The following is a 12132-nucleotide window of genomic DNA, read 5'->3' as shown; positions in this document are numbered from 1 at the left end:
GCTGGAAAACAAACGACGGGTGAGCGACATGGCGACCGCATCGAAGAGCAGCACAAGCAAGAGCACGAGCAGTAGCGGCAAGCGCAACACCACGCGTCAAAAGCATGCGCGCGCAAAACCAAAGCAACATTCGAACCCCAGGCGCTGGTCGCATCACGTGATGGAAACGAGCGATGCAATGGATATCGAGCATGAGATCTTCAAGGACGGCAGCGCGCAGGAGATCGCCGATTCGCTGAAGAAATCATCGACGCGCAGCAACCGGCGCAAAGGCACGCCGTTCCAGTCCGCCATGTCGATGCTGAATTTCTATATCAATCGTGCCGGGCGAAACTTGCCGAAGTCGCGTCGTACGACCCTGGATAACGCCAAGAAGCGCCTGCGCGAAGCGTTCGGCCGCAAGCCATGATCGCCGGGTGGAAGCAGTGGAACGCGGCTTGCTATCCAATCCGCCACTCCCCCTCCCCGCGGAACCAATGGCAAAACGTGCCTCCCCGGCAAACGGATTGTTCGACGCCGCCGAAACCACGCTGATCGGTCTCTACGACAGCGGCGTGCTTTCTCCGGCGGTATTGCAATCCGTCATAGCGGGCTTCGCCAACAGCGCAATCGACTGGAACACCGCGCCCCGGCTTCGTACTATCGACAATAAATCAGTGCACGAAGTGGTCGCGATGACCATGATGCCTGGACGAACCTTACGCAATGCATCGAAGGAATTTTTCGCGGTGATCGGTCATATTGGTGGTATCAGTGCCGACGAGCACGGCGAACCCGAGGAGGCTGACGGCCCGCCCGAAAACGAACCCGACAGCGATCTGATCAACCAGTTATCCGGTGGCCGTAGCGGCAAACGAGCCGTTAAAACCGCGCGCAAGACAACGCCGGGCGCCGGCTTCAACCCGCTCCTGCATGCAACATCCCCGCGCAAAGACCCCCGGTCATAGCACTGCCTTTGATCCATGTCATGGTTGTGACTGGCCATGATCCTGCCGCACGCGGCACAATACATAACGCCTCAGCGCCTGAATGCCTTAGCGAATGCGACCCGCGAATGCGACCCGCGAATGCGACCCACAAGAGTGACCCGCCGAATCGAGTGACACCGCCTTCCAACCACCGGATACAACGGACACGATATGGACACACAGGCAACTCCCCGCTCCCTCCCCCTTTCCCCCGACGAATTGCGCAAGATCGACGCCTACTGGCGCGCCTGCAATTATCTGTCGGTAGGCATGATCTATTTACGCGCCAACCCGCTGCTGCGCGAACCGCTCAAGGCGGAACACATCAAGCAGCGCCTGCTCGGACATTGGGGTTCGGACCCCGGTCAGTCGTTCACCTGGGTGCACCTGAACCGCCTGATCATGAGAGACGACCTGAACGTCATGTACGTCTCCGGGCCGGGACATGGTGCCCCCGCAACCTTGTCGAACTCTTACCTCGAAGGGTATTACTCCGAGGTCTATCCGGATCGCAGCGCCGACGAAACCGGCATGCTGCGCCTGTTCCGTTCGTTCTCATCGCCGGGGGGCATTGGTTCGCATTGCACCCCTGAAACGCCGGGATCGATCCACGAAGGCGGCGAGTTGGGCTACAGCCTCTCGCACGGATTCGGCGCGGCATTCGATAACCCCGACCTGATCGTGGCAGTGGTGGTGGGCGACGGCGAAGCCGAGACCGGCCCGCTCGCCACGTCGTGGCATTCGAACAAGTTCCTGAACCCGGTGGTGGATGGCGCAGTGCTGCCCATCCTGCACTTGAACGGCTACAAGATCGCGAACCCGACCATCCTCGCGCGCATTCCGCAAGAAGAACTCGAAGCACTGATGACCGGTTACGGATACAAGCCGCACTTCGTCTCCGGCCACGATCCCGCCGTCATGCATCAACTGATGGCCGCGACGCTCGAGACCTGCATCGGCGAGATTCGCGCGATCCAGGCTCATGCGCGTTCGACGGGGGACACCACGCGTCCGCGTTGGCCAATGATCGTCCTGCGTTCACCAAAAGGCTGGACCGGTCCGAAGGAAGTCGACGGTCACAAGGTCGAGGATTTCTGGCGCGCACACCAGGTGCCGGTGCTCGATCCGGTGACCAGCGCGAAGAGCCTGAAGATCGTGGAAGCGTGGATGCGCAGCTACAAACCCGAAGAACTCTTCGACGAGAACGGCACGCTGATCGAAGAACTTCGTGCGATTGCCCCGAAGGGCGACCGCCGCATCAGCGCCAATCCGCATGCGAACGGCGGCCGGCTGCGGCGCTCGCTGGACCTGCCCGACATCCGCGAGTACGCGTTCGACGTCAAGGATCCCGCCGGCACGTATCAGTCGCCCACCGCAGTGCTTGCCATCTGGCTGCGCGAGGTCATCACGCGCAACATGAGCACCTTCAAGCTGTTCGGTCCCGACGAAACCGCCAGCAACAAACTCGATGGCGTATATGAAGCGTCGGGCAAACGCTGGATCGCCGAGATCAAGCCCGAAGACAGCGACGGCGGTGCGTTATCGCCCGACGGCCGTGTGATGGAAATGCTCAGCGAGCACACGCTTGAAGGCTGGTTCGAAGGTTACGTGCTCACGGGCCGGCACGGCCTGCTCGCGACCTATGAAGCCTTCGTGCACGTGATCGACTCCATGTTCAACCAGCATGCCAAGTGGCTGGAAAAGGCGAAAAAAGAACTCGACTGGCGTGCGCCGGTGCCGTCGGTGAACCTGCTGATCACCTCGCTGGTATGGCGTCAGGATCACAACGGTTTCACCCACCAGGACCCGGGTTTCCTCGACGTCGTGACGAACAAGAGCCCCGAAGTCGTGCGCATCTACCTGCCGCCCGACGCGAACTGCCTGCTGAGCGTGATGGATCATTGCCTGCGTTCGCGCGACTACGTCAACGTGATTGTCGCGGACAAGCAGCCGCACCTGCAGTACCTCGACATGGACGCTGCGCTCGCGCATTGCACCAAGGGCATCGGCATCTGGGACTGGGCGTCGACGGACCAGGACAGCGAACCGGACGTGGTGATGGCCTGTGCCGGCGACATCGCGACCATGGAGTCCCTCGCCGCTGTCGAGATACTGAAGGAACGTTTCCCGGACCTGAAGATCCGCTTCGTCAACGTGGTGGACCTGTTCCGCCTGATGCCCGACACCGACCATCCGCACGGTTTATCCGCTCGCGATTTCGACTCCCTGTTCACGCGCGAGAAGCCGGTCATCTTCAACTTCCATTCGTATCCGTCGCTCGTTCACAAGCTCACGTATAACCGCACGAATCACGAGAACATGCACGTGCATGGTTATCGCGAGCGGGGCAACATCAATACGCCGTTCGAGCTCGCCATCATCAACCAGGTCGACCGCTATTCACTGTGTATCGATGTAATCGATCGTGTGCCGCAGCTTCGCGATACCGGCGCTCATACGAAGAACTGGCTCAAGGACCAGATCAACGAGAGCATTGCTCACGCCCACGCGGAAGGCATTGACCACGATGAAATCCGTAACTGGGTTTGGAAAGGCTGAAGACCATGACCCTGGGTATCCTGGTGCTCAACAGCGGTTCGTCGTCGCTTAAATTTGGCGTGTATCTGCCGGGCAAAACACCGGGCAAAACACAGGGCACACCGCCGGGCAGCGGCGACGAAACGCCGTGGCTGACCGGCAGCGCGAAGGGCATTGGCCGCAACGACGGCTCGCTGACCATGCGTTCGTCGGATGGTGCGATCGATGTCGCGCAAAACCATGTGATGGAGTCGCAGCGCGACGCGTTGCAGCGCGTGGCCGACGCGCTGCATGAGCATCTCGATCAGCCGCTGGCCGCGGTGGGGCATCGGGTGGTGCATGGCGGTCCGCATCTGACCGACCATGCGCTGATCACGCCCGAGGTGAAACAGACCTTGCGCGATGCGGTGCAATTCGCGCCCCTGCATCTGCCGCAGGCGCTGGAGCTGCTGGATCTGGCACAGCAGATATTCAATGACGTGCCGCATTACGCCTGCCTCGACACCGCGTTCCACCGGACCATGCCCGCGCGTGCCACTCACCTCGCGCTGCCGAAACACTACGCTGACGAAGGGGTGGTCCGATACGGCTTCCACGGCCTGTCGTACGAGTCGATCGTCTCTTCGCTCGGCAACGACCTTCCGGCACGCCTTGTGGTCGCGCATCTCGGCAGCGGTGCAAGCCTGTGCGCGATTCGCGATGGCTGCTCGATCGATACAAGCATGGGTCTCACGCCGACCGGCGGCATTCCCATGGCGACACGCACCGGTGACCTCGACCCGGGGGTGCTGGTCTACCTGATGCGTACCGGCTCACTCAACGCCGATACGCTCGAACACCTGATCAATCACGAAAGCGGCCTGAAGGGCATTTCCGATTCGAACGACGATATGCAAGCGCTTCTGCAACGCAACGACGCGGACGCGGAACTTGCCATCGATATCTTCTGTACTGCCGTACGAAAGACCATCGGCGCGTATGCCGCGTTGATGGGAGGTCTCGACCGCGTGGTGTTCACCGGCGGGATTGGCGAGCACGCTGCGAGCGTGCGTGAACGCATTTGCGATGGGCTCGAATTTCTCGATGTTCAGTTCGACGTGATCGAGACGCAGGAAGAGCGGCAGATTGCACGTCATTGCCGCACGTTGCTGGGTCGGGCAACCGGCTGAAAGGCGCGTCAAGGTACGCCGATTCAAGCCGGCAGCCATCATGCGTCAGCTATGTCCATGCGTGCCGCCATGCGCGCCGCGCCAGAAGAACACCTGCTCGGCGGCGGCAATCAGCGCGTCAAGGGAAACCGGCTTGGTCAGCGTCAGGTCGAAGCCGGACGCGCGTGCACGCTGGTCGTCGGTTCCCACGCTATAGCCTGTCAACGCAATGGCGGGCAGCTGCGCCAGCTGCGGATTCGCCCGCACCTGGCGCATGAGTTCGTAGCCGTCCATGCCAGGCATGCTGATGTCGCAGACCAGCAGGTCCACGTGGTTGCGCTCGAGCAGCACGAGTGCGTCCTTGCCGTCGTGCGCGGTAGCGACCAGCGCGCCTTCGAGTTGCAGCAAAGCCGCGAATGCGCTCGCGGTTTCTGAGTCGTCGTCGACCACCAGCAAACGTACCCCCGCCAGCGATCCGCTACGCTCTTCCGGCGCATGCTCCCCCGCAAGACGGCCGTCGACCAGCGGCAGCCAGACGCTCATCCGCGTGCCGTGCCCCACCCCGTCCGAATGGGCGAGCACGCTGCCCGCATGCATCTCCACGAGTTGCTTGACGAGCGCGAGGCCAATGCCCATGCCGCCGCCGGTCTTGCGGCGGGCTTCGCTTCCCTGGGAGAACATCTCGAAGATATGCGGCAACAGCGACGCATCGATCCCCAACCCGGTGTCGGTGACATCGATGCGCACCTCGTCTTCCTCGCAGGTCAGGCGAACGGAAACCGAGCCGCCGCGCGGCGTAAACTTCAGCGCGTTGCTCAGCAGGTTCCAGATGATCTGGTCGAAGCGTACGGGGTCCACCTTGGTCCACACCTGTTCGTCCAGACCCTCGAACGACAGCTCGATGCCCCTTGATGCCGCGTCCGCCTCGATTGCATCGGCAATGGTCCGCAGCATGGCCGCGATATCGCCCATCGCCAGGTTCAGCGCCAGCTTGCCGGTACGCACGCGCGACAAGTCCAGCAAGTCGTCAATGATCTTCGCCTGGCCGAGTACGGCCCGCTGGATCGCGTCGGCCGCGAGCTGGATTGCCGGTACGCCACGCGCCTCGGGGATGCGCGGCAACATCTCCGCCTTCACGTGGATCAGGTTGAGGGGGTGCTTCAATTCATGCGACAGCACGGCCAGGAAATCGTCCTTGAGCCGGTTTGCCGCCTCCGCCTGCGCCCTCACCGCGCGTTCCTCCGCGAGTTGCGACTGCCGCGCGTCTTCCTGTGTCTTGCGGTCCGTGAGGTCCCTCACGATCTTCGCGTAGCCCGTGAATTTCGGATCCGACAATGGCGTCACCACACCGCTGCAATACACCTTGCGGCCGCCCTTTGCGACATGCCAGCGATCGTCGTCGGCACGGCCTTCGCGTTGCGCGGCCTCGCGTTCGTGCGCCGCCGTGCGCGCTCCCTGATCCTCCGCTGAAAAGATCACGTCGATGTTCTGCCCGATCGCTTCCTCCGCCGTATAACCGAAGACACGCTCGGCGCCGGCATTCCAGCTGACGATGCGGCCTTCGGCGTCCTGCACGATGATCGCGAAGTCGTTCGTGGTCTGTGCCGCGAGTCTCAGGCGCTCCTCGCCCGCCCGCACGTTCGCCTCCGCGCGGTGGCGCGCCGTGGTTTCAACCAGGCTGAGCACCGCGCCGTCAATGCGGTCGTCCGCCGTCCGGTAAGGCAGCACGCGCGCGAGGAACCAGCGGCCGTCCGAGGTTGTGACCTCGCGCTCGGTCAGGCGCAACGACTGGAATGTCGCGCTTACGTCCTCTGCCAGTTCGGGATAAACCAGCCGGTGCGTGATGTCGAACAACGAACGCCCGACATCTGCGCCGATCAGGTTGAACACCGTGGCCGCATTCGGCGTATAGCGTTTGATGCACATCGCGCGATCGACGAAGATAGTGGCAATGTCCGTAGAAGTGATCAGGTTCTGCAGGTCATCATTGGCCTTGCCGGTTTCCTCGATCTTCGCCTGCAGTTCCGCGTTGACGGTGATGAGCTCCTCGTTCACCGACTGCAACTCTTCCTTGCTGGTTTCGAGCTCCTCCGTCGCCGATCTCAACTCCTCATTGATCGCCTGCAGTTCTTCATTCGACGCCTTCAGCTCTTCCGTCGAGGTCTCGTACTGCTCGATCGTGGTCTGCAGTTGCTCCTTGCTCGAATGCAGCTCTTGTTCAAGCTGCTGCATCACGGTGTCACTACCCGTCTGATGCTCCACGGTGGGCCTGCTCTCCGTCATCGCTTCCTGGACCTCGTCGAACAGGACGAGGAGGAAGTCGGCGTCGGCGGCGGCGTCATGGAACGGGCGCACGGTCATGTTGACGTATGACGGGCGGCCGTCGCGCTGCAGCTTGACGCGCCGGGCCTCCACGCTATTGCCCGTCTGCGCGGCCTGGAACAGCGCGGTACGCAGGTCGAGCCGTAACTCGGGCAGCACGACGGCAATCATGTTGCTCGAAGGTTCGCCGCCGACATAGCGCAGGAAACGTCCCGCGTTGTCCGACATATGCACGATCTTCGAATCGCGGTTCACGATCACGCTGGGCGGCGCATATTGCTCGAGCACGCGCTGGTGCAACGCACTGAACGAAAAATTGCGGCGCCCCGGGAGCAACGCGGACCCCACCTCTTCGTCGTGCGTATAACGTCCTTGCATCAGCAGCGAAGGGGACGCCAGCGCCGGGCGGTTCGGCAGCTTCGCCGCTTTCGCCCGGTAGATCCGGTTCTTCTTGTCGACCACGGAGAACAGTTCTTCGACCGAGTCCGCCGACTCCGAGCTGCCGAGGAACAGGTACCCGTTGGGGTAGAGCGCGTAGTGGAACATCTCGAGCACCTGGTTCTGCACGCCGCGGTCGAGATAGATCAGGAGATTGCGGCAGGAAACCAGGTCGAGCCGTGAGAACGGCGGGTCACGCAGCACGTTGTGCATGGCGAACAGGATCTTCTCGCGCACGCTTTTCACGACCTCGAAGCGCGAGTCGGTCTTGACGAAGAATTGCCGCAGCGTAGAGGGGCGAACGTCGGTCATGATCGACTCGGGGTAGAGTCCGGCCCGCGCGCGCGCAACGGCGCTTTCGTCGATATCGGTAGCGAACACCTGGATATTGGCAGAGGAATGCAACGCATCGCGCTGCTCGCACAGGAGCATGGCAAGCGAATAGGCCTCCTCGCCCGACGAGCATCCCGCAACCCACGCACGAACCTGGTCGCCGTCGGCCTTGTTGTGGAACAAGGCTGGCAGCACGCCCCGTTCGAGCGACTCGAACGCTTCCCGATCGCGGAAAAAGCTGGTCACGCCAATCAGCATGTCCTTGAGCAAGGCCGAGGTTTCGCGCGGGTTGTCCCGCAGCAGGTCGCGGTAGGCAATGAGGTCCGGTACGCCGTTGACCTGGAGGCGCCGCTCGATCCGGCGCAGCATGGTCGCCCGCTTGTAGAAACGGAAGTCGTGACCGGTGCGGGCACGCAAGGTCGACAAAATGGCCTGTAACGCAAGTTCGGCTTCACTCCGGCGGTCGGCCCGGTCGTCCGGACCCAGCGTCACCGCGTCCAGTTCGGGCAAGGCGATGCGCTTGGCGTTGTTCCATATATCCAGCAGCCGTTGCGGCATTTCCACCACGGGCAGCACCAGGTCGACCTGGTCCGTCAGGATCGCGTTCTGCGGCATCTCGGCGTATTCCGCGTCATTCGGTTCCTGCGCGAGCGTCACGCCGCCCTTCTCCTTCACGCTGGCAATGCCGACCGCGCCGTCGCTGCCCGTGCCCGACATCACGATGCACATTGCGCGCTGGCCATGCGCGTCGGCCAGGCTCCGGAAAAACCGGTCGATAGTGACCGGCCGGCCCGCCGTGGGCTCGGCATTGCGCGCGTTCAGGTAACCATCCGCCATCGTCAGGCTCTTGCCCGGCGCGATGACGTAGACGTGGTTCGCTTCTATCTCGGTGGGCCCGCCGACTTGCGACACGCGCATTCGGGTCACGTTCTGCAGCACCTTGTCCGCACTGCTGACATGCTTCGCCGACAAGTGCAGGACCACGACGAACGCCATGCCCATGTCGGACGGCGCGTTCTCGAAAAAGCGCAGCAGCGCCTGGACGCCTCCCGCGGACGCGCCAATCCCGACGACAGGGAAATCCAGCGAACTCGAGCGATGAACCACGCCCGGCGCGTCTTCTCCTGCCGGCGGCACCGTTGATGTTGTAGTTTCGCTCACTCCAGGGCCCTCGGTTCGGGGTGCTTCGATGGATTAAAGATACCACTACGCGTTCGAACCGATGCTCTTAACAGCAGCCGGGCAAAGCGGTGCGCAGCACGCTCATCCGCGTGCTGCGCGAGGGTATCGGATCACCCGGTTTCTATCTGCGGGGCTCAGGCGGCGCTCATTATATTCACGCGCCATTTCTTGTGGACGGGCGGCCACTTTTTTAGTGCGTCTCGCGCATGTGCCCGCTCCCTATTCGACGGCCCGGGTCGTCGGGCACTCCGGCAAACTGCCGCACAGCGCGGGCTTTGGCCACCTTTTTTGCGCGTGCTCGCCTGGTTCTTTGGAATGCAGGCTTGGGGTAGGAGCACCGGCAGAGTGGCTTCAGGTGATTTCCTGGCATCGACCGGTCATTCCTGCCCCAGCGGGTCTCGCTGATGCATTCGTAATATAGCCGAGCAAACAGGATGCCCCTTCATAAACTCATTTATATGCGTTCGGGCATACACCGACTTCCTTCCTCGAAAACAAGACTTGCCTCAGATCGCCCCGCCGCGACGCAGCGCAAAGCCGGTTCGCTCAAGCGGCCGCGCGCATGGGCTCCGCGTGACACGCATTGGCCGCCAGTTTGCTAACATGGACCAAGCCGCAGCGGTTGGCCGGTGCCGCCGCGGCGCTGCCGGCGGGCCATGCAAGGCATTATCGGAGCACGCCTCGTGACCCTTATCGTGTACATCAATACTGCAGGCAATCAGGACAGCCGCGACAACGACCTGTTCCAGATCGACGCGGCCGGCTTCCTGGTCGACATGGGTTGCGTGCTGGTCGATCACTGCAGTCATGCCATGAGCGCCGCGTCCCGGATCGCGCTGCAGCGGGCCATCCGCCGCATCAAGCCGGGCGACACACTGGTGGTCGCGCGCCTCGGTTACCTGGGAAGCAGCATCAGCGACGCCGTGTCGACGCTCACTACGCTGGCGGCCAAAGGGGCGCACGTCATCTGCCTCGAGGCGGGCAAGAGCGATCTTTGCGCGAGCGGCACAGGCTCGCCGATCCGCATGCTCCAGCTTGCCGCGGGACTGGAGCACGACGCCAAACGCGCCCGCGCACTCGATGCGGCCGCCATCGCCAAGAAGGACGGCACGCATCAGGGACGTCCCGCCTCGTTGTCCGACTCACAACGGCAGCAAGCGCTGAATGCGTTGGCCGCAGGCAGCACCGTGACGGCAATCGCACGGGCTCTCAGCACGTCGCGCCAGACCATCATCCGCCTGCGCGACGCGGCATCGCGCGAGACCGCCGCCGTGCAGTCACCGCCGGTGCAGCATTAAGCCGCGCGAACGGGCAGGCTTAAAGAAGGCGTCCATCACCGGTGCGTCGTCTTCCGCCAGCACAATCTGCTCGCTGTTGCTGTGTTTCAGTGCGCAGGCGTATCGGCCGAAAATCGATGTCAAAGGGACCTGCACAGGTCTTTATTACTTTTTGCTTTCGATGCAACTGATTTCAGGCCGCCAATGTGACCGCAACATCCGGAGTGTTTTAAAACGCCGGGCGCCGGACACTGGCCAGGATCATTGAACCTGCATTGGAGAAGCTGCTAATGGATGCCCTGGCGACAAATATTGAAGCGCGCGTGAACGCCATCGACTGGCATGCGGTGGAGGAAGAACTGGATGGATTCGGCTGCGCGACGGTCGGACACCTGCTCACACCCGCGGAATGTGACGCGCTGAGAGCGCTTTATGCACGCGACGCGTTATACAGGAGCCGCGTGGTCATGGCGCGCCACGGCTTCGGGCGCGGCGAGTACAAGTACTACGCTTATCCGCTGCCCGAGGTGATCGGCGCCTTGCGGGAAAGTGTTTATCCGCGTCTTGTGGGAATCGCAAACCGGTGGAACGAGATCATGCGTATTGACACGCGCTATCCGCCGGACCATGCCGATTTTATCGATCGATGCCATGCCGCCGGACAGCTTCGGCCCACACCGCTGATCCTTCAATACGCGCAAGGCGACTACAACTGCCTGCATCAGGACCTGTACGGCGAGCATGTGTTTCCGCTCCAGCTCGCCATCTTGCTGTCCGCACCGGGACGCGACTTTACGGGCGGAGAGTTCGTGATCACCGAGCAGCGGCCGCGCATGCAGTCACGGGCCGAAGTCGTGCCGCTGGCACAAGGGGACGCAGTGATTTTTGCCGTGCATAACCGGCCGGTGAACGGAACGCGCGGGGCTTATCGCGTGAATCTCAGGCATGGCGTAAGCCGGCTGAGATCGGGGCACAGGCATACGGCCGGCATCATTTTCCACGACGCAACCTGAGACCGGATACCGGATACCCGATATGCCCCCGCAGTCAGCTACTCGTTTTCGTCGAAGTAGTGGCCGAAACGGACCTGCTTCGTCTTGATGTAGCGCTCGTTTTCCTCACGCACTGGAATGGCCAGCGCGACCCGTTCGCAGACCGGGATGTCGTGCTTGAGCAAGGTGTCGAACTTCGACGGATTGTTGCTCATCAAACGCACCGACCGAACGTCGAGCGCGCGCAGGATGGCAGCGGCCGAGTCGTATTCGCGCGCGTCGTCGGGCAAGCCGAGATGCAGGTTGGCGTCGACCGTGTCGTAACCCTGCTCTTGCAGCGCATACGCCCGAATCTTGTTCGCCAGCCCGATGCCGCGCCCTTCATGACCACGCAGATACAGCAGGATGCCGCGATTTTCGGCCGCGATATAACGCATTGCGAGATCCAGTTGCTCACCGCAATCGCAGCGATACGAGCCGAATACATCGCCCGTGACACATTCGGAATGCAGCCGGCACAGCACGGATTCGCCGTGGCTGACATCGCCCATGACTAGCGTCAAATGCTCGGCGCCCGTGCTTGTCACCCGATACACATGCGACTCAAACACGCCGTAACGCGTGGGAATCGTGGCCTTCGCCACGAGTTCGACACATTCTTCGTGGGCTGCTACGGCAGTGGCTGCCGGTGAATCAGAAACGTTTTTCATGTTCTCTTCTACTGCATAGGAGGGCGTGGGCCGCGTGCCGGTATTTAGTCGGTAACTTTAGCAAGAAGCCGGAAAGAAGCGGGAGCGCCCGGTCCGACATGTTAAAACGCCCGGGAAATATTTGCAGCCCACAGGCTGGAAGCCCCCATGGCCCCTGGCGAGGCGCATGAACGCTCCACGTCCAGACAACTGATTTCGGCATATCAAAAGAAGAACGTATCGCT

General features: G+C 62.1%; 8 protein-coding genes. 6 read left to right on the top strand and 2 right to left on the bottom strand.

The genetic code is table 11. The features are described 5' to 3' along the window. The first annotated feature begins 28 nt into the window (after positions 1–28). The 4 genes from ABH944_RS17030 to ABH944_RS17015 all read left to right on the top strand — a co-directional run bounded on the left by ABH944_RS17030 (position 29) and on the right by ABH944_RS17015 (position 4675). On the top strand, positions 29–409 hold the full coding sequence (locus ABH944_RS17030; protein WP_404609444.1) for a DUF3175 domain-containing protein: 381 nt from the start codon (positions 29–31) through the stop codon (positions 407–409). Between the two features lie 97 nt (positions 410–506). Further along, positions 507–947: a hypothetical protein gene (locus ABH944_RS17025; protein ID WP_404609319.1), complete on the top strand. Its 441-nt coding sequence runs from the start codon at positions 507–509 to the stop codon at positions 945–947. A 192-nt stretch (positions 948–1139) separates the two neighbouring features. Further along, a complete protein-coding gene (locus tag ABH944_RS17020) occupies positions 1140–3527 on the top strand; it encodes a phosphoketolase family protein (protein WP_404609318.1) in 2388 nt (795 codons plus the stop codon). A gap of 5 nt (positions 3528–3532) precedes the next feature. Continuing rightward, positions 3533–4675 (top strand): acetate/propionate family kinase, encoded by a 1143-nt coding sequence (locus ABH944_RS17015; protein ID WP_404609316.1) that lies wholly within the window; start codon positions 3533–3535, stop codon positions 4673–4675. A gap of 45 nt (positions 4676–4720) precedes the next feature. Here ABH944_RS17015 and ABH944_RS17010 read toward each other — a convergent pair whose 3' ends face one another. After that, complete coding sequence (locus ABH944_RS17010; protein ID WP_404609443.1) at positions 4721–8884, bottom strand: CheR family methyltransferase; 4164 nt, start codon at positions 8882–8884, stop codon at positions 4721–4723. A gap of 728 nt (positions 8885–9612) precedes the next feature. On the opposite strand from ABH944_RS17010, the gene ABH944_RS17005 reads away from it, so the two are divergent. After that, positions 9613–10227 carry a recombinase family protein gene (locus ABH944_RS17005; RefSeq protein ID WP_404609315.1) on the top strand — a complete coding sequence of 205 codons (615 nt, stop codon included), beginning with the start codon at positions 9613–9615 and terminating at the stop codon, positions 10225–10227. Between the two features lie 269 nt (positions 10228–10496). Then, a complete protein-coding gene (locus ABH944_RS17000; RefSeq protein WP_404609313.1) occupies positions 10497–11219 on the top strand; it encodes a 2OG-Fe(II) oxygenase in 723 nt (240 codons plus the stop codon). A gap of 38 nt (positions 11220–11257) precedes the next feature. Here ABH944_RS17000 and ribA read toward each other — a convergent pair whose 3' ends face one another. Beyond that, positions 11258–11908 (bottom strand): GTP cyclohydrolase II, encoded by a 651-nt coding sequence (gene ribA, locus ABH944_RS16995; RefSeq protein ID WP_404609311.1) that lies wholly within the window; start codon positions 11906–11908, stop codon positions 11258–11260. Positions 11909–12132: the final 224 nt, after the last annotated feature.

The sequence above is a fragment of the Caballeronia udeis genome (assembly GCF_044909315.1).
GTDB lineage: Bacteria > Pseudomonadota > Gammaproteobacteria > Burkholderiales > Burkholderiaceae > Caballeronia > Caballeronia udeis_A.
The sequence above is the reverse complement of the archived record's forward strand: the minus strand, read 5'-3'. Positions and strand labels throughout refer to the sequence as shown.

Coding starts and splice junctions, on each gene's coding strand:
- ABH944_RS17030 (WP_404609444.1), top strand. CDS start 29: ATGGCGACCGCATCGAAGAGCAGCACAAGCAAGAGCACGAGCAGTAGC.
- ABH944_RS17020 (WP_404609318.1), top strand. CDS start 1,140: ATGGACACACAGGCAACTCCCCGCTCCCTCCCCCTTTCCCCCGACGAA.
- ABH944_RS17015 (WP_404609316.1), top strand. CDS start 3,533: ATGACCCTGGGTATCCTGGTGCTCAACAGCGGTTCGTCGTCGCTTAAA.
- ABH944_RS17000 (WP_404609313.1), top strand. CDS start 10,497: ATGGATGCCCTGGCGACAAATATTGAAGCGCGCGTGAACGCCATCGAC.
- ribA (WP_404609311.1), bottom strand. CDS start 11,908: ATGAAAAACGTTTCTGATTCACCGGCAGCCACTGCCGTAGCAGCCCAC.